Raw genomic sequence first — 20,609 nt, 5'->3', positions numbered from 1 at the left:
CCGGTTGGAATTGGTCATCCCGGTTTGGCTCCGCGAAAAGAAGCGTCTTTTTACTTGTGCGATTTGCGATAGGTTGCGGGGGTTTTCCCAAGCCACCGCTTGAACGCACGTGTAAAAGAACTCTGCTCGGAGAATCCGGTTAGAAAGGCAATGTCCGCCAGCGAATACTGTTCATCGCGCAAAAGGCCCTCTGCAAGCTCGCGGCGCGTTTCCTCGGTGAGCGTCTGAAAACTCAGGCCATGTTCCGAGAGGCGTCGATGGAAAGAACGTGCGCTCAAACCCAAACCCTTGGCAATATCCGTCATGCGCGGTGCGCCTTGATTCAAGGACTGGGCGATCGCCTCCTTGGCTTGTGTGACAAGTGGCGGCGGACTGTTGAACTCAGACAGCTCTGCTTCGAGATGCGAAATCAGGTAGCGCGAGATCCCTGCATCTCCGAGAATATTCGGGCGCTCCATCGCTTCATTCGATATCACCACAGCGTCGAGATCGGCCTCGAAAGTTACGGGACAACCAAACCAGTCCTCGTGATATGCCTTGGACTTCGGAGCGGCATGCTGCATGAAAACCTCGACCGGGGAAAACGGCACCGAACAGACCTGTCTGCAAAGAGAGACCACACTTGCCAAAGTTGCCTCATTTGAAAGGCGCAGCCCCAGTCTTCGCTCGCCGGTGCGGTGCAAAATGAAGAGCGTTTGGTTCGGGCCACCCTCGCGCAATTCATAAGATACGACCCCTGTCCAAAGGCGAGCATACCGTTCGATGCGTGCGCATGATCCCGAAAGCGTTGGGGCAGCTTTCCATGCAAGGCCAAGTGCCCCGTAGTCGTCGCATCTCATCGAAGCCCCGACATGCACTGGCAGCTCGGTCACATCCACCTTTTTTGCCATGTTTTCCAGTAATTCGTAATACGCCACCGCCGGGATCATAACCTTTGGGTCCCAAGGCGCATCATCGTCAAGCCCGACGGATGCTAGCGCAGCCTTGGGCGCTATGCCCGTTCCGGCGGCGGCAACCATCTTGCGGGCAAAAAGAGACGTTACATAAGCCATTTTGAAAAAGGCTTCGCTAAAGTGATTTGGCACATGCTCCAATACTATCCGCGATTTTTCGCTTTGTCATCGGAACCTAACCCCAACTCACCTCTCAAAGAATGCCGCCATCCCCCAACCACGCGTTCTTTGGCGAGCGCGGTCAAATTCTTGGCACGTTGGGTCAATATCTGAAGCCCCGATAACGTCTACCCCTTGGCTACACAATCCAGCCAAGGAGAAAGACATGACCAACCACCCCATCCTCGTTGTCGGCGCAACCGGCAAAACCGGTTCGCGGGTTGCCGCCAAGCTTGAAGAAAAGGGCGTTGCCCTACGTCGAGGTTCGCGAGGCTCGGACATCCCTTTCGACTGGGAAGTTCCGGCCACTTGGGCACCTGCGTTGAGCGGAGCGACAAAGGCCTATGTGACTTACTTTCCCGACCTCGCTTTTCCGGGGGCGGTTAAAAAGCTCGAAGCCTTCACCAGGGTCGCTGCTGCAAGCGGGCTGGAACATATCGTGCTTCTTTCGGGTCGCGGTGAACATCACGCCCGCCTTGGTGAAGACGTTGTCCGCGCCTCTGGTATTCCGTTCACCATCATACGCGCTGCATGGTTTGCCCAAAACTTTAGCGAAGGCTACCTCCGCGATCCGATCCTTGCGGGCGTGCTTCCAATGCCCGGCGGCGACATCGCCGAACCCATCATCGACATTGACGATATCGCGGATGTGGCGGTGGCAGCCCTGACAAAAGAGGGCCATCAAGGTATGCTCTACGAGGTCACTGGCCCCCGTCTGATGACCTTTGCCGAGATGGCAGACGCACTTGCGAGTGCAACCGGCCGCCCGATCCAGCACATCCCCATATCGTTCGAGGAGTTCCACGCCAACGTCGCGCAAGCTGGCGGAGATTTTGTCGCCGATGTCTTTACCTCCATCGCACGTGAAACGCTCGATGGGCGGAATGCGCAGACTGCCGATGGCGTTGAACGCGCACTTGGTCGAAAGCCCCGTGATTTCACCGATTTCGCAACTGCGGCTGCCTCTTGGGGCGTGTGGAACACTGCCGCCTGATCGCTCATCTCAAACAAAAGGAATTATCATGTCCACTACCCTCCTCGAAAAAGTCACCCTTGGCATTTCCGGTCTGACGGCAGCCAGCATCGGCGGTTTTATTCTCGCTGTTCCGCATGTCTTTTATGCCAGCTACGGCATCGCACTTGGCGATAATCCCAGTTTGCTCAGCGAATTGCGCGCGCCAGCGGCGGGTCTCCTCACATTGGGGGTTCTCATGCTCACCGGCATTTGGCGTTCTTCGATGATACAGGTTTCGATCGCTGCGGCGCTCACGGTTTTCCTCGCATTTCCAGCAGGACGCCTGATCGGCTTTGCGGTCGACGGACTGCCTTCGGGCGGCATCATCGGTGCGTTTGTGTTGGAAATCGGTATCGCGGGTCTGTGCCTGTTTGCCTTCCGCAGGCGCATCTTGCCCACGACGACCGACTTCTCCGGATCCGAAGCTAGATCCTGATCAAACCACCACGGCACGCTGATTGCGATGCGCAGTTTCCCCTACAAAAATTGGAGCACTCCCTTATGTCACCTTTCCTTCTTGTTTTTCTACAGTTCAGTGTGCTTGCCTACGCCCTTGTTGGCGGCGTATTTCTGGCATTTTCTGACTTCTTGATGCGCTCGCTTGCTCAATCGGCGGGGATCGGAGGTGTCGAAGCCATGCAGACCATCAACCGAGAGGTTTTTCGCTGGGTTTTCATGGCGCTCTTCCTCGGAATGGCGGCAGTTTCCGTCTTGATTGTAATCTACAGTGCAACCAGCCTCGCTGGCGCACCGGGCATGCTCATTTTGTTGGGCGCCCTTGTCTATTTGCTGGGGTGTTTCGCGGTCACAGTGTTTTTCAACGTACCGATGAACGAGTCATTGGCAGCCATGGATCTGACGTCCGAGGCAACCCGGACCTATTGGACCGGAACCTACTTGCCGCGCTGGACCACGTGGAACACGGTACGAACGATTGCTTGTGTGCTTTCTGCGGCGTTGATGCTCTTTGGGCTCAATTGGCTGACACAGGTTCAAATGCGCCAAATCTGACGTCGGATCGGTCGCCTTTCGCAAGGCGACCGTCTGTTTTTGGCCGGCAACAATGTTCCATCCTCGTCCATAGCAACGACGCAAAGTACCCCACACTGGTTGCTAGGCTTCCGGCCAATTGATTTGCTTCAGCCAGTGTTATTTTTTCACACCTCAAAATCCTTGCGTCCGGGTCTCAGGCGAAACCGGACGGTTCGGGTTGGATCGTAACCTGCCAGTCACCAAGAGCTCTGCAACTGGTTGAATATCTCTGAAAGTATCGGGCTATCCTTGCGGCGGTCCAACGTCACAAAGCACAGACAGGCAGGCACCGAGACAGAATTGCAGACGGCAAGACCGAAGGATTGTTTTTGATGCAGCGCAATGGACTCACGACATAGGCTCAGACCAATGCCGGACCGAACCATCTCCAGCATCGAAGCTTCTTGATCGACACGGGCAACCACGTCCAACCGGTCAGCCGGATTTGGATAGGCTTTGGACAGCAGGCGATAGTGGACCGACCTTTCAGGTGTCCCGATCCATGGGAAAGTCGCCAACGATTGCCAGTCGGCGTTTTCTATCTTGTTCTGCCATCCGACCGGACCAATGACACGATAGGTGAAATCAGCGAGCTTGATCGCGTGAATCTGGTCTTCGCCTTCTGCACCCAAAGGCTTCAGGTCGTCTGGTCCGCACAAATAGAAACCGGCATCAATCTGCCCCCGTTTCAGCCAGGTTAGAATATCGCCACTGACTCCATGCGTCAGTTCGGTTTCAATGCCCGGATGCTCGGACTGCAATCGTACCAACATACTGCCCAAGCGGATGAACTCCGGATCAACGATGGTGCCGATCCTAAGCTTGCCGCTGATCTGACCAGAGCGCTGGCGGGCACTGCGATGGAATTCACTCATCGCATTCAGGACACCTTCGGCCTTGGCCAGAACTGCGGCTCCGTCATGGCTGATACGCAGACCGGAAGGTGTTCTGTTGAACAGGGTGATTCCCGTCTCTTCGCCAAGTCGTTTGATCTGGTGGCTGATCGCAGGCTGGGTCAGGTTCAATACCTCAGCCGCACGTGAAACGCTGCCTTCCCGCGCCACCGTCACAAAAGCCAAGATTGTGTTAATACTCGAAAAACGATCCATATTAAAATTTCTAATATTGAAGTGTGCGATTTGTCATTAGGTTTTTTCCCACCCATCCCGCAGAGAACATTGAAATTCGCGTTCTGGGAGGGAACGTTTAGGACAGGTTGCACTTGTATTGCCATGGCAATTTTCGAGCAGCGTGCATCCAGTCATTCCCCCCCTCTCAAGGCGCTTTTTACAATGAGACGTTTCAAGGGTGGTGGGCGACAATGTCTGACGATGCAAACAAGTTTGATTTTATTGTAATCGGCGGCGGTTCTGCGGGATGTCTGATGGCCAACCGGCTGAGTTCCAACGCGAACAATCGCGTACTTTTGCTCGAAGCGGGTAAACCTGACACTTATCCGTGGATTCATATCCCTGTGGGCTATCTTTATTGTATCGGCAATCCACGTGCGGACTGGATGTACAAAACCGAACCCGACAAGGGGTTGAACGGGCGCAGCTTATTGTACCCACGCGGCAAAACCTTGGGCGGGTGTTCCTCAATCAACGGCATGATCTATATGCGCGGTCAGGCCCGCGACTATGACAATTGGGCTGAACTGACCGGTGATGAGGCATGGAACTGGAACAACTCGCTCGTTGATTTCAAAGCCCACGAAAACCATTACAAACTGGATGACGGCGCTGATCCGGTCACGGGCAACAACAGCCGGTTTTCGGACATGCACGGACATGGCGGCGAATGGCGGATTGAAAAGCAGCGTTTAAGCTGGAGCGTGCTGGACAGCTTTGCTGACGCTGCTACAGAAGTGGGCATCGAAAAAACCGACGATTTCAACAGCGGCGACAATGCTGGTGTGGGCTATTTTGACGTAAACCAGCGTTCCGGCTGGCGCTGGAACACGTCCAAAGCATTTCTGCGTCCGGCAAAACAGCGCAAAAACCTGACGATATGGACCGAAGCACAGGTTGAAAAACTGACCTTCAGCAAAGACGGCGACGGCGCTATCCGCTGTGTCGGAGCCAAAGTACACCGTGCGGGCACCCCCGTCACCGTTTCCGCCGCCAAAGAAGTCGTTCTTTCGGCGGGGGCCGTAAACTCGCCGCAGATATTGCAATTGTCCGGCATCGGCCCTGCCAGTTTGTTGAAAGAGCACGGCATTGACGTGGTTCTTGACCAGCCTTTCGTTGGTGAAAACCTGCAAGACCATTTGCAAATTCGCGCGGTCTATAAGGTTAAGGGCACCAGCACACTGAACACATTGGCGAACTCGATGGTTGGAAAGGCCAAGATCGGTCTGGAATATCTGTTCAAACGCTCTGGTCCAATGAGCATGTCGCCAAGTCAATTGGGGGCGTTCACACGCTCGGACCCAAGCCGGTCCCATGCCAATCTGGAATATCACGTGCAGCCGCTAAGCCTTGAGGCATTTGGAGATGATTTGCACGAGTTTCCAGCCATGACGGTCAGTGTGTGCAATCTAAACCCGACCAGCCGCGGACATGTCCGGATTGCCTCGGCCAATTTCCGCGATGCCCCCAAGATTTCACCGAATTATCTGGACACTGAGGACGATCGCAAGGTCGCCGCAGACAGCCTGCGTCAAGTGCGCGAGATTATGGCCCAGTCCGCGATGCAGCCCTACGCACCGGAAGAATACAAGCCCGGTGTTCAGTACCAGACCGACGACGATCTGGCACGGCTTGCAGGCGACATCGCCAGCACGATTTTTCACCCCGTGGGGACAGTAAAAATGGGCCGGATCGATGACCCCAGCGCCGTTCTGGACCCCCACCTGCGGATGAAGGGTGTAGCGGGATTACGTGTGGTGGACGCATCTGTGATGCCTGAAATTACCAGCGGTAACACCAATTCGCCAACAATCATGATCGCGGAAAAGGCGGCAGGCTGGATCTTGGCAGGCCAATAACTGGCCCCTTAACGAAAATTTGGATTCTTCCGGAGGACATATGCGAAACTCGTTTTCCAACTTGCCGCTCACAGGCGTAAAGGTTGTCGATTTTGGTCAATATATTGCAGGCCCTGCTGTCGCGATGCTGCTTGGGGATCTTGGTGCCACAGTTGTTCATATTGACCCGCCAGGCGGCCCGATGTGGGACAGTCCAGCCAATGCCACGCTGAACCGCAACAAGGTGATTGTTAATCTGGACCTGAAATCCGAAGACGGGCGGGAACAGGCGCGGGCCCTTTGTGCCGAAGCCGACATCATTGTTGAAAACTTTCGGCCGGGCAAGCTTGCGAAACTCGGATTTGATTTTGCTGTGATGCGCGAAGAACGCCCTGAACTGATAACGATTTCAGTGCCCGGTTTTGCGTCAAACGACGCAGAACGCCGCGAGCTGCGCGCCTACGAAAGCATTGTTTCGGCCAGTTCGGGCGTGTTTACCGACATGGGGCTGAACCGCGTTCTTATGGGGCTGAATCCTTCGTTCTCTCCGCTGCCGCTGGCCTCCGCCTATGCCTCGCAAATTGCGGCCTCTGCCACGGTTCTGGCGCTGCAATCGCGTCAGGTGACTGGCCTCGGGGATCAGATCGAAGTGCCTTTGGCCGCCGCCGTAATGGAGGGGCTTTGCTACAATTCAATCCACGTCGATGGCATGCCCGAACGCTACCTGACCCAGCGCGAGGTCGAAATTGATCGCCGGCGCGTCGAGGGTCTGCCGATGAATGTCAGCTACGAAGATCTTCAAGAGCTCATGGATCCGTTCTTTCGCAGCTACATGTGCAAAGACGGGCGCGGGTTTTACGTGGTCTGCCCCAGTCACAAAAACCACGCCCGCCGCTGTCTCGAAGTGCTTGGCATCTATGATGAATTGGTCGAAGACGGCCTGACTTCGGAAGAAGACACATACCGGCCATGGTCACAATGGGAGAGTAAGACCTCGCTTGGTGTCTATCCGATGCCAAAGGACTGGGCAGATAAAATTTCTGCGCGGATGAAAGAGGTCTTCATGACCCGCACATCACACGAGTGGAAAAAGATGTTTGGCCGCGGGCTAATTCCCGGTGCGCCGCAACGCTGGCTGCAAGAGTGGATTCACGACGAATATGCGGAAACGTCAGGCTTGATGATCGACGTCCACGACCCGGTCTATGGCGACATGACCCAGCCTGGTCCTGTGGTCTGGATGGAGGAGAGCGGCGAGGAAGCCTTGCAGCCCGCCCCGCGCCGTTGGGTAGAATTCGATGAGGCGCTAAAGATCTTGAAGAAAATCCGGACCGAAATTCCGGAGCCGTCCGAAAGGGTTGAGCAAGAAGGCTGGCTTTCGGGCGTTCGGGTTCTGGACCTGTGCAACGTGATTGCAGGACCGCATTCGGCAAGCTATTTGGCGCGTTTCGGTGCCGAAGTAATCAAGCTTGAACCGGCCAACCCGATGTATGACAGTTGGAACACGGTCATATACGGCATGTCCCAGATGCGTGGAAAACGCTCGATCCTCGCCGACATAACATCTCGGCATGGACGGCAGGTATTTGAAGATCTGGTGAAATCAGTTGACGTCATCGTCTGGAATGCCCCTGACAGCCAGATCAAAAAGATGGGATTGGATGCGGCCAATCTTCGCAAAATTAATCCCGACGCTCTGTTTTGCAAGCTGGACTGCTTCAGCGGCGTGCGCCGGGGCACCCGCACCGATTATATCGGCTACGACGATCTGGTGCAGGCGACAACAGGCATCATGCTGCGCTTTGGCGGAGCAATGGACCGCCCCGAAGAGCACGCCCATGTCGGCACAATCGACGTGATGTGTGGATTTGGCGGAGCATTGGCTGTTGCTGCTGCGCTCTATCAAAAGCGCCGCTTTGGACGCGTCGGTCGCGGGAGAACGTCGCTGTCATCCAACAGCGGCCTTCTGCAAGTGCCGTTCGCCTTTGACTACAAAGGACGCGGGCTATTTGATGAACCCTCCGGCCCCGAAGCCAGCGGTTATGACGCGCTCACACGGTTTTACAGCACAGCCTCGCGCTATTTGTTGCTGAGTGCCTATGAAACCGACTTGCCATTGTTTCGCAATGTGGAGGGTCTGGAAGAGTTTCCCGACCTGCCGGAAGAAGACCGCGCGGCGTTTCTTGCCGTGGCCTTCCAGACCCAACCGGCGGCGGAATGGGTTGAACGACTGCAAGGGGCTGATATCGGCGCGGTGATCTGCGAAAACCTTGACTCCTTGCGCGCTCGGAATCTGCGCGATGCGGATGGAACGCCCGGCACCACTAACGGGAGCTATTCGTTTTCGAACTATCCCGACCATCCAAGCGGGCACGAGGTTATTCAGCTTGATCCCTACGCGGTGCGATCTACGCGCGGAAAGATTACAGCCGTGACACCCGCCGAGAAATTCGGAACCTCAACGCGCGCAATCGTCAGAGAACTCGGCTATGCGGAAACCGCAATCGATGCCATGATCAAATCAGGCGGTCTGAGTGAGTCTTGGAGCGACGAATATCTACCAAGTTAGGTGAACTGGCTCCTGCCCCTAACAGGTGCAGGGGCTTTGACGTAGTACCGGGCCGAGAACTCAAGCCCGATCATTTGAGCCGGATACATAGAATTGGCCACGCAAGAGTGCTTCGCGTGGGAGGAGCTTTTGTGTCCGGTAGTCACCAGCCATTCAGGAGGAAATATGGCCAAATCACCCCCATTGATGGACTTACCCATCAAAACCGCAGAACGCGGGTTTTACACCGGTTTCAGCAAACACGTTGCGATTACATCTAAAATTCTGGTTGCTGCCCTCATCGTCTGGGCGATCGCAGTGCCAGACACAGCAGCAAAAATCCTTGGCGATTTGAACGGCACATTGCTTGGCACATTCTCTGTCTGGTACATCTATGCTGTCGCGCTGTTCTTGATTATCTGTGTGGTTCTCGCCCTTATCCCCAGCACAGGTCGCCTGAAGCTTGGCCTTGAAGGTGATAAACCTGAATTCTCCAACTTCTCCTGGTTCTCGATGATGTTCGGAGCCGGGATCGGGATCGGCATGCTGACCTTTGCAACAGCAGAACCGATGTATCATTTCGCGACCAACCCCAATGTCATCATGGGCGAAGCATCTGGATCTTCTGCTGACAACGTCACAAACGCCTACCTTTGGTCGTTCTTGCACTGGGGTCTCTCGGCTTGGGCCTGCTACGCCATTGTTGGCTTGTCATTGGCGTATTTCTCGTATCGTCGGAATCTACCTTTGACGATCCGTTCCGGCCTGACACCGCTCTTTGGTGAAAAGCTCTCGGGCATTTTGGGTCACGTTGTGGATGTTGTCGCCGTTGTTGCAACCATCCTTGGCGTTGCGCAAACGCTTGGTTTCGGGGTGGCGCAATTCGTATCAGGTCTGCATCGCATTGGCTTTGGCGACTGGCTAATCAATGCGGAAACCGGCGATCCATCCTCGGCCGGTGTCATCACGGCACTGTTAATCATCATGGGCGCATCCACACTGTCCGCGCTGTCCGGCGTTGGCAAAGGCATCAAATGGCTCTCAAACATCAACATGGGTCTGAGCTTCTTTTTGCTCACGTTCTTCTTGCTGTTCGGGTCAACTTTCTTTGGATTGAATGCCCTTGTTCAAGGTCTGATGGCCTATATCGTTGAGCTGCCCAAGTTGCTGTTCACCGTTTGGGTCTCGGATGGTGTCGAAGGCAGCGAAGCGGCGCAACTGGCAAGCTGGCAAGGTGGCTGGTCTGTCTTCTACTGGGCGTGGTGGATCGCATTTGCACCCTTCGTGGGCGTGTTTTTGGCGCGCATTTCCCGCGGCCGTTCACTGCGAGAATATATCATCGGCGCAATTATCATCCCCTCGATGATGTGTTTCGTCTGGTTCACGGTTGTTGGCGGTACAGCAATCGATCTGACGCTAAATGGCGGTGCCGGAGAGGCGATCTCTGGTGCGGGTCAGCAAAACCAGTTGTTCGCAATGCTTGATATCATGCTCAGCCCCGCTTTGGGTTGGATCATGGCTGTGATTGTTGTTGTCCTACTTCTTACCTATCTGGTGACAACGGCAGACTCGGCGATCTTGATCGTGAACACCATCAACGCAGCCGGCGCTGAAAAACCATCGGGCCGACCACACATCCTGTTCTGGGGGGCCGCATTGTCCCTGGTGGTTGGTGGCCTGCTGATCGCGGGCGGCGTGGGCGCAATCCAATCTGCCATGGTGATCGGTGCATTACCCTTCTCCTTGGTGATGGTTCTTATGTGTATTGCGCTCGTCAAAGCCATTATCAAAGACGGCATGCGCGAGAAAAACGGCGTTCAGAGCGTTCACATCGCAGATTAAAACCTGAAGGGGGGCTTTTGGCCCCCCTTTTTACATTTCCGGACCACATCAGGATTGCGGTGAAAACATCCTGCGATCACGACGCACGGTTTCAATGATAAACCGCGTCGTGACAGCGACATGGGGAATGGCATCCATTGCCTCATGCCACACCACCCAATAGCTTCGTTCAGCTTTTGTTTCGGGAAAAATCGGGATCAATCCAACGTCGTCGCGAACCGAAAAATCATGTAGAACGCCAATCCCCGCGCCCGATCGCACAGCCGTCACCTGCGCCAACGCACTCGAGATTTCGATTTGCGACTTCCAGCCGGGCCAGAAGCTTTTGTTGAATTCAAGCTCGGGCGTGTAAATCAGATCATCCACATAGCCAACAAGCTCATGTTCACCAAGATCGGCAATAGATTGCGGCGTCCCGTGCTCTGCAAGATAGGATTTCGCGGCATAAAGCCCGAGCGTGTAGTCGGTTAACTTGGTCGCCTTGAGCCGCCCTTTTTGCGGACGCCCGATGACAATTGCGATGTCCGCCTCGCGTTGTGAAAGCGAAAAAGCGCGGGGGGCCGGAACGAGCTGGACTTTTAAGTTGGGATAGAGCGCGCGCAGTTTGGGCAATTGCGCCGCAAGGTATGTCACGCCAAAACCGTCCGGCGCGCCAATGCGTACAGTCCCGCTGATCTGGTTTGGATCGGAGTCACCGGGAATGCTGCGCAGCCTGAGCATTGCTTCTTCTGCGACAAGCGCGTTGGACATGAGGGACCGCCCTGCCCGCGTCAGGCTGCAACCCACCGTGCGCCGGTCAAATAGCTTAGCGCCCACTGCTTCCTCGAACTGGGTAATCCTGCGGTTGACCCGTGCCTGACTGGTTCCAAGTCTTTGGGCTGCGCGCAGAATTTGCCCTTCTCGTGCAACAGCCAGAAAAAACCGCAAATCATCCCAGCTCATCGATAACACCCATTTTCGGATAACGGTTCATCACTATTGTATATATTTTTGAATGTAGCACGGGCGTATGTGATGGGCCACACATTAGGAGGAACACATGCCCGAACTGACCCACTACATTAACGGCGCACATGTGCAGGGCACATCTGGCCGGTCACAACCTGTCTTCAACCCTGCGATTGGCGCATCCGAGCGTGACGTGCCATTGGCTTCGACCGACGAAGTCAATGGTGCCGTCGCCGCAGCAAAGGCTGCATGGCCGAAATGGTCAAAGACACCTGTACTGCGCCGCGCACGGATCTTGGACAAATTCAAAAACATCTTGTGGGAACGGGCCGACGAACTGGCGTCTATCTTGGCTTCGGAGCATGGTAAAACCCATGACGATGCCGTGGGTGAAGTGACCCGAGGTCTGGAAGTCGTCGAATTTGCAGTTAGTGCGCCAAGCTTTATGAAGGGCGAGTTTTCCGAGAACGTCGGGTCCGTGGTCGACAGCCACAACATCCGTCAGGCGCTTGGTGTTTGTGCGGGTATCACGCCGTTCAACTTCCCCGCCATGGTGCCCATGTGGATGTTCCCTGTTGCACTGGTGACAGGCAATACTTTCGTACTGAAGCCATCCGAGCGTGTGCCCTCAGCCTCTTTGAAACTGGCCGAGTGGCTGACCGAAGCCGGCTTGCCAGATGGTGTCTTTAACGTGGTTAACGGTGACAAAGAAGCCGTTGACGCGCTGTTGCACAACCCGGATGTCAAAGCGGTCAGCTTTGTCGGTTCAACCCCAATTGCGCAATACATTCACCAAACGGGCACAGCCAACAGAAAACGTGTTCAGGCCCTTGGCGGAGCTAAAAATCACGCAATCATCATGCCGGATGCCGATCTGGAAATGACCGCCAACGCGCTGATGGGGGCGGCTTATGGCTCAGCAGGCGAACGCTGCATGGCGATTTCCGTGGCTGTTCCGGTAACGGATGCCGTCGCCGATGCTCTGATTGACATCATGGTGCCCAAGATCAACGCGCTAAAGATTGGTCCGACCACAGACAAAACGTCTGACATGGGTCCGCTCGTCACGCAACAACACCTCGCCAAAGTGCGTGGATACATCGATACCGGCGAAACCGAAGGCGCAAAAGTCGTCGTGGATGGCCGTGGTTTCAATCAAGAGATGCAGGGCTATGAAGGTGGCTATTTTCTTGGCGGTACGCTTTTGGATAATGTCACGCCTGACATGACCGTCTGGAAAGAGGAAATCTTTGGTCCGGTGCTTTCGGTCGTGCGCCGCAATTCCTATCAAGACGCGCTCGATCTGGTGCATAGCCATGAATATGCCAACGGAACGGCGATCTTTACCCGTGACGGCGACACAGCGCGTTCGTTCAGCCAGGATGTCGAAGTGGGCATGATCGGGGTCAACGTGCCGATCCCAGTGCCCATGGCTTATCATTCATTTGGTGGTTGGAAGTCTTCGATCTTTGGCGAGCATCATATGCACGGGATGGAAGGCGTGCGGTTCTACACCCGCATCAAGACCACAACGACCCGCTGGCCCAGCGGTCAACGCACTGACCCGGAATTCACAATGCCAACGCTTGGCTAAAACCGGCGCAAATATGCGGAGCAAAAATCCCGAGCGGCCCGGCTTTATTGTCGGGCCGTTTTCTTGTGGTTTTTGCCCCAAGGGCCTGTTTCCCCATAACGTTCAGAGACAAGAACGCGCATCGTGCCCCATCGCGACGATGCATTGACAGCCAGTGCATTTTAACAAAGCCATTGCCGAAATCCGCGCCATTAAGGCGGTGGCGAACTTTGGCGCCCCTACACCGACATCCCTTCAGTTCTGGAAAACAGCTGGTCCTGTCGCAGCTGACCCAAGTGTCCACTCTGCGTCAGGCCCTTTAGTGGACAGACACCAAGGTCAGAAATGGCCAAAACGGGGTTTGCAGATGCTCCAATACAAGTTTCCTAAATGGAGATTTGCCTCCTTGCGTCCGTTTACCATGCTTTTTACACTGTTTTAAGCGGTCTGCTTATGGCTGCTGCCAGTTGTATTTTACAAACATGGGCATCCTACTTTGGAACCAAAAACGTTTTATTCGGTATTAAAAGCATCTCCGTCCACGTTTCACATTGTGGACGAAAGTGGCCACACTTTGAATGCTCATGACTGCCTGTCCATAGTGGAAGATCTACGGTCGCAGATTGCAGACTTGGGGATGACCGGACGGCATAGAGTTGGGATCGTCGCCCCACAAAACGCAAAAGTACCGCTTATGATGTTGGCTTTGACGGATTGCGTCCGTGTGCTGCCCGTCAACCCAGCGTTGTCACCCAATGAAATCGCAGCGCTTGTCGATAGCGCCCAGCTTGACGTTCTGATCGTCGAAACTGGTATAGAGATACCTGAATTTGGGTGCCCCATTCTCAAAGTTAGAATTGGCGATGATGTCAGGATCGAAGTGTCGGATCGAGGATTGCCACCAGCAAAAAGCAAGGCTGGCACCGCAGGATTGTTGCTCTTGACCTCCGGCTCGACTGGGAACCCGAAAACCGTGCCATTGGACATGTCCCAGCTCATTTTATCCGCACACACCATTTCCCAAACGCTCAAACTCTCGCCATCTGATCGCGCTCTTCACGCTTTGCCAATGTTTCACATCGGGGCTTTGGTTGATTTGTTCCTCGCACCTATGGTCAGCGGCGGCGGCGTCGTGTTTTGCCCGCAGCAATCACCCCAAGCGCTTGCCCGGGGTTTGAAGATCGGGAAGGCCACATGGATGCAACTGGTCCCTACAATGCTGGCAAGGTGTTTGTCGACTTGGTCTACTGAGCAACTTGCCGACAATTGCGCGGACCTGCGCTTTGTTCGGTCTGTTTCCGCTGATTTGGCACCGGATTTGCAGGTGGCAAGCGAAACCGGCATGGGCGGTGTTCCGGTCATACAAATTTATGGCCTAACAGAAACCGCCGGGCAAGTTGCCTCCAATCCTCTTCCTCCGGCCGCGCGGAAACAACAAAGCGTCGGGCGGGCGGATGGGGCAATGCTTGTTATTGTTGACAGCCACGGGAACCCTGTTGAGAACACCAAAATCGGCGAGGTCTGCGTTCAAGGACCGACAGTAACCTCGGGCTATGAAGGGGCCGATCGCAATGACAGCTTCTTTGGAGATTGGTTTCGAACCGGAGATTTGGGCTACCTAGACGCTGACGGATATTTGTTTCTGACAGGTCGAAAAAAAGAGATGATCAATCGCGGCGGTGAGAAAATTTCGCCGGTTGAAATTGAACGCGCAGCGCTGACCTCTCCGAATGTCATGCAAGCCGCCAGCTTTGCTCTCCCACATCCAACACTGGGTGAACAGGTCGGGCTGGCCGTTGTTTTGAAACTTGATTGCACCGTGTCCAAGTCGAATATTTTGGAGCATCTGAGATCTGAACTGGCTGAATACAAGATGCCGCGCGATGTTCAGATTCTTGATGAGATGCCAAGGTTAGGCAGCGGTAAAACCGACAAACTTGCCTTGATCCAAACTCACTCTCCGAAATCTGCGGAAGCCACCGTCTATACTGCGCGGCAACGGCAAATCGCCCAGATCTGGCAGTCATTTTTACAAGGGGAGCTGCCGCGCTTCGAAGACGATTTTTTCGACAGTGGCGGGGACAGCCTGATTGCGGCTGAATTCCTTGTTGAAGTTGAAAAGGCAATGGGGCGGACAGTTTCTCAAACCATGCTCTATGATGCGCCAACTTTTGGCGGATTTGTCCAGAATTTTGAACAAAGCAACAAAGTGGATGCCGCGCCCCAAACCAACCCGGTTCTGGAATTTCAACGGCAAAAAACACTGGGTTGGAAGGGGCAAAAACAGGGCCGGGATGGTCTCGTTTTCGGGCTAAACCTTTTGGCCCAAGGGCACCCGATCTTTTTTTGCTCCCAAGGGGAAAACCAACCTGTTCAGGCAAGGTTTGGCGGGAAGCACCCGATCTATACAATGCGTTCACTACACCTCTACCCCAACCGGACCGACGCGGATTGCGCTTTTTTGGCGGATCGCTATTACGACGAAATCAACGCGCTGCAACCGGAGGGGGCTTTGGTCTTGGTTGGGCTATGTGCAGGGGCTGACATCTTTGATTTAGTGGCCAGACGCCTTGAAGAAACGGGGCGCGAAGTCCGACTGTTTGTGTCGCTGGATTACTGGTTTTCCACGCCAACGCAATTCCCTGTAATCCATGGCTTCAGTCGGTCCAGACGCAGATCTGCAGCCATGTGGTTCCACGATCCAACCCGCGCTTTTGCACAATTGCACCCAAACGGCGCGCTGGGACTTAACTTAGCGTGTTCGCATGCCGAGCTAACAAAGGCCGAGTTTTTGGATCCGGTGATTGATGCTATAAAACAGGCATTGAGCGGCACACCCCTACCTATCCCGCAGCCTGTTTCCGAGCTGGCCTATGATCAACGCGAAACAGCTTGGTCTTGTGACTTTTCCATTTCATCGCCGCGGTTCCTGTCGAGAGAGGCCCCCGGCGAAGTGCGCGTCTGCGTGACCAATACCAGTGCGGTTCAATGGGATCCAAATCATCAAAGCGGACTGGGCATTGCGGTGCATCTCAAAAATCTAGACGGCTTCAACCGCTGTCGTATGGTGTATTACCAACCGCTTGATCGGGCTGTGGCCCCAGGCCAAAAGTTGGAAGTAACCTTTGCGTTGCGGTATCCTGCAACGGGTCTACCGTTGATGATTGCAGCCGAGATGATCGATGAAGGGTATGGCCACTTTGGCGGAGCGCTCGCGCGCGGAAATGGCCGGATGATCTGGGCCAATCCGTTTACCGCAAAACAATGGCAAGATGATTAGGCCAACGATGCCCGATGCGGGCGTGATAGCTGATCTGTTCCGCGGGATTGGCAAGGGTGACCCCCCGTTCGAGCAAAGCAGACACCATCGCGGCAATCATGGTTTTCCCCATGTGTTCACCAATACAACTATGCCGCCCCATCCCAAACGAAATTGCTGAGTTGTCGCGCAGAGGATTAAAAGTATCAGGATCGGGAATGACCGTTTCATCCCGATTGGCACTTGCGAGGGCCAGCAAAACGGGCGTGCCTTGGGCAATCATTTGACCGCAGATTTCTGTATCGCATTTCGCAACGCGTGGGATCGTTTGGGCCGGAGTATCCAGACGCAACCCCTCTTGGACCAGATGCTCGACCGAGACTTCGCGGTGCATTTCCGCAAAGCCGGGGGTGGTCAGAAATCGGTGGATCAAGCTGGCAATCCCCGCTTCGATGTTCTCAACAGCATCCGCGAAAACCAGCAAGGCGCAATCAAGAATCTGTGCGTCAGTTAGTTCCGGTTCCATGCGTTGAAATTCGATCAATCGGCTGATGACGTCGCCGCGCGCTTCAGCCCGGCGTTGTTTCAACGCGTCGCTTAACAGGTGGCGGGCTCGGGCCAGCTCCTGATTTGTGGCCTGAAACTCTGTCATGTTTGCAATGGGTGCAAAGAGCAAGAAAAAGGCCGTGGACAAGCGTTTTAACTCTTCTAGGTCGGCTTCAAACCCAACCAGAGCCGCGCCGGTTTCTAGCGCAAAGGGAGACGCGATGGCTGAGATTAACTCGACTGCGCCACATGGCTGCTGGGCGACACAATCTTGAGCGCTGGAAAAAACCGATGGGGTTTGTTCTTTGGCTGTTTTCAATGTGGCTGACACCAATGCCCGACGAGACAGGCGATGATCAGGCATGTCCTGAAAGGGCGGAATGTTCCCGGCGACCTCGGCGGCAAGGTATTTGCCGCGATTGCGCGCAGACAACACCGAAAACCGCGACGGTCTGTTGCCCAGATCGCGGTTCGAAAAGGCCGCGACAATATCCGTGTGACGGGTCAGTAGATACCCGCCTTGCTTTATTTCAGCCAAGGGGCGTTGGGCCCGCATTTGTTTGTAAAACGAATTGGGATCGGCCACAAACTCGGGCATCAAGAGGTCAAATGCCCCCTCCGGAAGAGGTAGCGGCTCACGTGGCCCAGCGTTGAACCACTTTCGAAACTTCCACATCGTTTTTTTCCAAGTGATCGAGGATTGTGGCCCGTTCGTCCGCTGTCAGAACAGTACCAGAAGCCAGTTTCGCCAAGATTTCGGGCTGATAGAAACGGATGGCAGCAGACAGAATAAAGACTTCGTCCATCAGATCAGCCGTGGTCGAAGGGGAACACATATCCGCAACATTGTCAGAGCCAAGCCGGATGGGAACACCCGCTGCGGCCAATTCAAGGATCCGCGGAATAGCATTGCCGTTTGGCGTCATCAGCGGCCGAATTGCCCGCATACCAACCGCAGCCGAAGGACACGAAATCACACCAATATTGCACTCTAACATACCTTCAACGAAGGCATCCCAACGCGGCTGATCATAGGTTGAAGGCGAGATCATGTGCACGGCCCAAATCAGCGGTTCGGTGCCTCGGTCAACTGGATTTCCGGCCTGACGGAGGCATTTTATCAGCCGTTCGGTGCCGTCTTCTTGGGGGATGTTGCGCTGGTCTGTATGGACATGCACCATTTTTCCGGTCTGTTTGCACAGTTCAATCATCCGCAGGCAATGTTCATCAAATCCGATATGAGTCGGGTAGTCATCACGGTCGTCGGCCTCTGGCAAAGATCCGATAAAATTTGCGATTTCAACACCTTGAAGAAAAACATCCCATTGTTCTGGGGTGTCATCGCTAAACCCAAGCGGCGTATAGGCCGCGGCTTGGACTTCGATCTGATCTGCAACGGTTTTGGCGTAACCTTGAATGGTTTCAAGTGCAGTCAGGCCAACCCTGTCCGGCGTGACATCCACCATTGTATCTGCGCGGCGGGTGCCGACTTCAATCATCACTTCAGTTGTATCGCTGACACGTGCAAGCAGATTCTCGCTGTCATAGGCTGGGCCCGCATGAACGGTGGCAATCAAAGCATGCTTTTTCTGCAACGAGATATGTGAGCTTTCGAGAACTTGGACACGCCCCTGATCGACCATTCCGTCATCCAGCGTGTTGGCGCGATCAAGATGCAGATGGGCGTTGTGAAATCCGCCATGAACCTGAATTGCGTTGCGGACCTTATCGTAGAAAAGGGTGTTTTTCATATTTTGCTTCACTCAAAATCAATACTGGACACGGATGCTGAAGGGATCGTCGCCTGAACGTCCCTTAATGGTCAATCAGTTTGGCCAATGTGTCAATCCAGGCAACAATACCAATTGAAACAGCCCTTCTGGAATGCACGCGGGCTGGATCGTATCCACTTTCACAGTAAAAAGCTGGGAATCTGTTTCGGAGAATTTGACTGTGTCGTGCTGGTAAGCTGGGGCCAACTGTTCCGATGAAGCGATCCAATATTGCCCGTTACATTGCCCGGACGGATTAACAGTTGGCCAAGGGCAATTCGCGACCTGGCAAACGGCTTTTTCAAGCTTTGCAGATCTTTGGTGAGTGTGAATGTCTGAGAAATACCGTTCACAACGGCGGGTTTTGAGGTTTTACCGCCGCGCATGACGCCCCCCAAAAAAACACGCAATGGCACCATCGCGTCAGAGCTGCTAACCACCACGCAGAACTTACCCATGAAAGAATTCCAAGATGATCCAGCCCACAGCCTCGTTCAAGGAAAATCTGCAACTTCTGCCATCGATCGATGGTCTTGCGCGTATCGAGCTCACGGACTCCAATGGAACCATTGTTGCGTCAATCGAAAATCAGGCAGGCAAGCAAGGTTCACTCGCCGTATACAAATATCTTGGCCAGAACTTTGATGCTGTCGACGCCATCGCTGCGGCGCATGGATTAGCCGTTTTCGCGGAGCACACGGCAGATGCGAAAAAGCGCCCCGGCGCGCACCCAAACATCGACCTCTTGCTGGATGTCATCGGTGGCGGTTCATCACTGGGCGTACGGCTTGTTGCCATTTGAAAAGCTGTGCCCGACAGCACGTTTACCGTTGGTCACCCGAACTCTTTCAGTGTGAACTTTTCATCAAAGTTGCCGGGGATCAGCTGATGGTTATGGGTCATAAATGGGTGGGAGGCCGCAAGCGCTTTCATCATTATCGAACCGTCGGATATCGGTCGTGTCCCGGGCAAATTCGGTAGTGCCGATGACAGAGGCAAGCGACATCGCCTTGACAAACTGGACCTGAAACCCAGCGTTAGGCCGAAAGCGGCAAGACACAATTGCATCAATGGCGGTGCCCCTTGGAAGGCCCGAATGAAGACCACTGCAAACCGACGCCTGTATTTGATCTCGCCCTCCGCATACGGGCGATCAACAAGCCACCGACAGCGCCTCCTGCAAAAGCGATGAGCAACAACAAGTTCGGATTTCTAAGTGCCTGCGTGATATCGATGATGTCGTTTAGACAGAAACCTCAGGCAATCGCACGCTACCTGTTCACTGGACAAAATAACGCGAGTGACATCGCAACGCTCGCCATTTGAATGGTCAGCCACGCCCCTATCAGGAGCAAGACAAATGCTTCACGAACCGGTGCATAGTTGAAATCATGCGCACAAGCCTGTCCGTTGATCCCGCGCACTATTCACAGGGGCTGTGTGTCGCCAACGTCAGTCGGCTATGCAGTGACAGTGCCACGAAATGGCAGATTGTTTGCGATGGTGAACTTCATACCGTCTAGCAACTGCACAAGATCAGGACGTGCCGAAGGGGCGTTTGAAATCGCTGCAACGACGATATTGCCGTCTGGATCGATGCAAAAAATGCCCGGCTCGGAAAATCTGGCGACAGCGTCGCCGTTGTTTGCCGGTTCGGTGACGTAAAGACCCAGAGTGGTCATTTGCTCTATGCTTAGACCGTAACCAACGTCCATGCTCCACTTGAACTCGGCAATGTCGGCGGCTGCACGTTCTTCTGTATCGGCAGATACGATTTTGATGGTAAAGCCTGCGGCTTCCCAATCAGCCTTCATAGCTTCCAGACCATTCAGGTAGTTCTTGCAACGGCCACAATGACGACCGCGATAGACGATAAATAGCGTCCACCCTTCGGCCGTGCCCCCGATGTTCATTGTGCCACCGCCAAGTTGTGGGACAGAGATTGCGGGTATCGGCGCGCCGACGACGGGTTTGGAGAGTCCGTTCATGAACTT

General features: G+C 54.5%; 16 protein-coding genes. 9 read left to right on the top strand and 7 right to left on the bottom strand.

Annotated features, from left to right (window positions below; all coding sequences use genetic code 11):
• Positions 1 to 50 precede the first annotated feature (50 nt).
• Positions 51 to 1,052: an AraC family transcriptional regulator gene (locus C8N36_RS05985; protein ID WP_097805687.1), complete on the bottom strand. Its 1,002-nt coding sequence runs from the start codon at positions 1,050 to 1,052 to the stop codon at positions 51 to 53.
• A 226-nt stretch (positions 1,053 to 1,278) separates the two neighbouring features.
• Here C8N36_RS05985 and C8N36_RS05980 point away from each other — a divergent pair, with 226 nt between their 5' ends.
• From C8N36_RS05980 to C8N36_RS05970, 3 genes are all read left to right on the top strand, one after another.
• Entirely contained in the window at positions 1,279 to 2,106 is an 828-nt protein-coding gene (locus C8N36_RS05980; RefSeq protein WP_097805658.1) for a Rossmann-fold NAD(P)-binding domain-containing protein, read from the top strand.
• A gap of 28 nt (positions 2,107 to 2,134) precedes the next feature.
• Complete coding sequence (locus C8N36_RS05975; protein ID WP_097805657.1) at positions 2,135 to 2,563, top strand: DUF4345 domain-containing protein; 429 nt, start codon at positions 2,135 to 2,137, stop codon at positions 2,561 to 2,563.
• Positions 2,564 to 2,628: 65 nt separating this feature from the next.
• Positions 2,629 to 3,138, top strand: coding sequence for an anthrone oxygenase family protein (locus tag C8N36_RS05970; RefSeq protein ID WP_097805656.1), 510 nt, complete (start codon positions 2,629 to 2,631; stop codon positions 3,136 to 3,138).
• A gap of 218 nt (positions 3,139 to 3,356) precedes the next feature.
• Here C8N36_RS05970 and C8N36_RS05965 read toward each other — a convergent pair whose 3' ends face one another.
• A complete protein-coding gene (locus C8N36_RS05965; protein WP_097805655.1) occupies positions 3,357 to 4,268 on the bottom strand; it encodes a LysR family transcriptional regulator in 912 nt (303 codons plus the stop codon).
• Between the two features lie 212 nt (positions 4,269 to 4,480).
• On the opposite strand from C8N36_RS05965, the gene C8N36_RS05960 reads away from it, so the two are divergent.
• From C8N36_RS05960 to C8N36_RS05950, 3 genes are all read left to right on the top strand, one after another.
• Complete coding sequence (locus C8N36_RS05960; protein WP_097805654.1) at positions 4,481 to 6,148, top strand: GMC family oxidoreductase; 1,668 nt, start codon at positions 4,481 to 4,483, stop codon at positions 6,146 to 6,148.
• A 40-nt stretch (positions 6,149 to 6,188) separates the two neighbouring features.
• Positions 6,189 to 8,696: a CoA transferase gene (locus C8N36_RS05955; RefSeq protein WP_097805653.1), complete on the top strand. Its 2,508-nt coding sequence runs from the start codon at positions 6,189 to 6,191 to the stop codon at positions 8,694 to 8,696.
• Positions 8,697 to 8,861: 165 nt separating this feature from the next.
• Complete coding sequence (locus tag C8N36_RS05950) at positions 8,862 to 10,517, top strand: BCCT family transporter (protein WP_097805652.1); 1,656 nt, start codon at positions 8,862 to 8,864, stop codon at positions 10,515 to 10,517.
• Positions 10,518 to 10,565: 48 nt separating this feature from the next.
• Here the strand turns inward: C8N36_RS05950 and C8N36_RS05945 are convergent, their stop codons facing one another.
• Positions 10,566 to 11,459, bottom strand: a complete 894-nt coding sequence (locus tag C8N36_RS05945; protein ID WP_097805651.1) for a LysR family transcriptional regulator — start codon at positions 11,457 to 11,459, stop codon at positions 10,566 to 10,568.
• Between the two features lie 97 nt (positions 11,460 to 11,556).
• Here C8N36_RS05945 and C8N36_RS05940 point away from each other — a divergent pair, with 97 nt between their 5' ends.
• Both C8N36_RS05940 and C8N36_RS05925 read left to right on the top strand, forming a co-directional pair.
• Positions 11,557 to 13,059, top strand: a complete 1,503-nt coding sequence (locus C8N36_RS05940) for a CoA-acylating methylmalonate-semialdehyde dehydrogenase (RefSeq protein ID WP_097805650.1) — start codon at positions 11,557 to 11,559, stop codon at positions 13,057 to 13,059.
• Positions 13,060 to 13,534: 475 nt separating this feature from the next.
• Entirely contained in the window at positions 13,535 to 16,318 is a 2,784-nt protein-coding gene (locus C8N36_RS05925; protein WP_097805647.1) for an AMP-binding protein, read from the top strand.
• Here the strand turns inward: C8N36_RS05925 and C8N36_RS05920 are convergent.
• The 3 genes from C8N36_RS05920 to C8N36_RS05910 form a co-directional block, all read right to left on the bottom strand.
• A complete protein-coding gene (locus C8N36_RS05920) occupies positions 16,290 to 17,519 on the bottom strand; it encodes a cytochrome P450 (RefSeq protein WP_097805646.1) in 1,230 nt (409 codons plus the stop codon). The two genes, C8N36_RS05925 and C8N36_RS05920, sit on opposite strands and share 29 nt — an antisense overlap.
• Positions 17,479 to 18,594 (bottom strand): amidohydrolase family protein, encoded by a 1,116-nt coding sequence (locus C8N36_RS05915; protein ID WP_097805645.1) that lies wholly within the window; start codon positions 18,592 to 18,594, stop codon positions 17,479 to 17,481. Before C8N36_RS05915 ends, C8N36_RS05920 begins: the two co-directional genes overlap by 41 nt.
• 161 nt (positions 18,595 to 18,755) lie before the next feature.
• Positions 18,756 to 19,073 carry a hypothetical protein gene (locus tag C8N36_RS05910; protein WP_097805644.1) on the bottom strand — a complete coding sequence of 106 codons (318 nt, stop codon included), beginning with the start codon at positions 19,071 to 19,073 and terminating at the stop codon, positions 18,756 to 18,758.
• Positions 19,074 to 19,087: 14 nt separating this feature from the next.
• Here C8N36_RS05910 and C8N36_RS05905 point away from each other — a divergent pair, with 14 nt between their 5' ends.
• Positions 19,088 to 19,417: a DUF2322 family protein gene (locus tag C8N36_RS05905; protein ID WP_097805643.1), complete on the top strand. Its 330-nt coding sequence runs from the start codon at positions 19,088 to 19,090 to the stop codon at positions 19,415 to 19,417.
• Between the two features lie 658 nt (positions 19,418 to 20,075).
• Here the strand turns inward: C8N36_RS05905 and C8N36_RS05900 are convergent.
• On the bottom strand, positions 20,076 to 20,603 hold the full coding sequence (locus tag C8N36_RS05900; protein ID WP_097805642.1) for a redoxin domain-containing protein: 528 nt from the start codon (positions 20,601 to 20,603) through the stop codon (positions 20,076 to 20,078).
• Between the last annotated feature and the right edge of the window lie 6 nt (positions 20,604 to 20,609).

This window comes from Pelagimonas varians (genome assembly GCF_003208435.1).
GTDB classification, from domain to species: Bacteria; Pseudomonadota; Alphaproteobacteria; order Rhodobacterales; family Rhodobacteraceae; genus Pelagimonas; species Pelagimonas varians.
This window is presented reverse-complemented; position numbering and strand designations above follow the sequence as displayed.

Coding starts and splice junctions, on each gene's coding strand:
- C8N36_RS05985 (WP_097805687.1), bottom strand. CDS start 1,052: ATGGCTTATGTAACGTCTCTTTTTGCCCGCAAGATGGTTGCCGCCGCC.
- C8N36_RS05980 (WP_097805658.1), top strand. CDS start 1,279: ATGACCAACCACCCCATCCTCGTTGTCGGCGCAACCGGCAAAACCGGT.
- C8N36_RS05975 (WP_097805657.1), top strand. CDS start 2,135: ATGTCCACTACCCTCCTCGAAAAAGTCACCCTTGGCATTTCCGGTCTG.
- C8N36_RS05970 (WP_097805656.1), top strand. CDS start 2,629: ATGTCACCTTTCCTTCTTGTTTTTCTACAGTTCAGTGTGCTTGCCTAC.
- C8N36_RS05965 (WP_097805655.1), bottom strand. CDS start 4,268: ATGGATCGTTTTTCGAGTATTAACACAATCTTGGCTTTTGTGACGGTG.
- C8N36_RS05960 (WP_097805654.1), top strand. CDS start 4,481: ATGTCTGACGATGCAAACAAGTTTGATTTTATTGTAATCGGCGGCGGT.
- C8N36_RS05955 (WP_097805653.1), top strand. CDS start 6,189: ATGCGAAACTCGTTTTCCAACTTGCCGCTCACAGGCGTAAAGGTTGTC.
- C8N36_RS05950 (WP_097805652.1), top strand. CDS start 8,862: ATGGCCAAATCACCCCCATTGATGGACTTACCCATCAAAACCGCAGAA.
- C8N36_RS05945 (WP_097805651.1), bottom strand. CDS start 11,459: ATGAGCTGGGATGATTTGCGGTTTTTTCTGGCTGTTGCACGAGAAGGG.
- C8N36_RS05940 (WP_097805650.1), top strand. CDS start 11,557: ATGCCCGAACTGACCCACTACATTAACGGCGCACATGTGCAGGGCACA.
- C8N36_RS05920 (WP_097805646.1), bottom strand. CDS start 17,519: ATGTGGAAGTTTCGAAAGTGGTTCAACGCTGGGCCACGTGAGCCGCTA.
- C8N36_RS05915 (WP_097805645.1), bottom strand. CDS start 18,594: ATGAAAAACACCCTTTTCTACGATAAGGTCCGCAACGCAATTCAGGTT.
- C8N36_RS05910 (WP_097805644.1), bottom strand. CDS start 19,073: ATGGGTAAGTTCTGCGTGGTGGTTAGCAGCTCTGACGCGATGGTGCCA.
- C8N36_RS05905 (WP_097805643.1), top strand. CDS start 19,088: ATGATCCAGCCCACAGCCTCGTTCAAGGAAAATCTGCAACTTCTGCCA.
- C8N36_RS05900 (WP_097805642.1), bottom strand. CDS start 20,603: ATGAACGGACTCTCCAAACCCGTCGTCGGCGCGCCGATACCCGCAATC.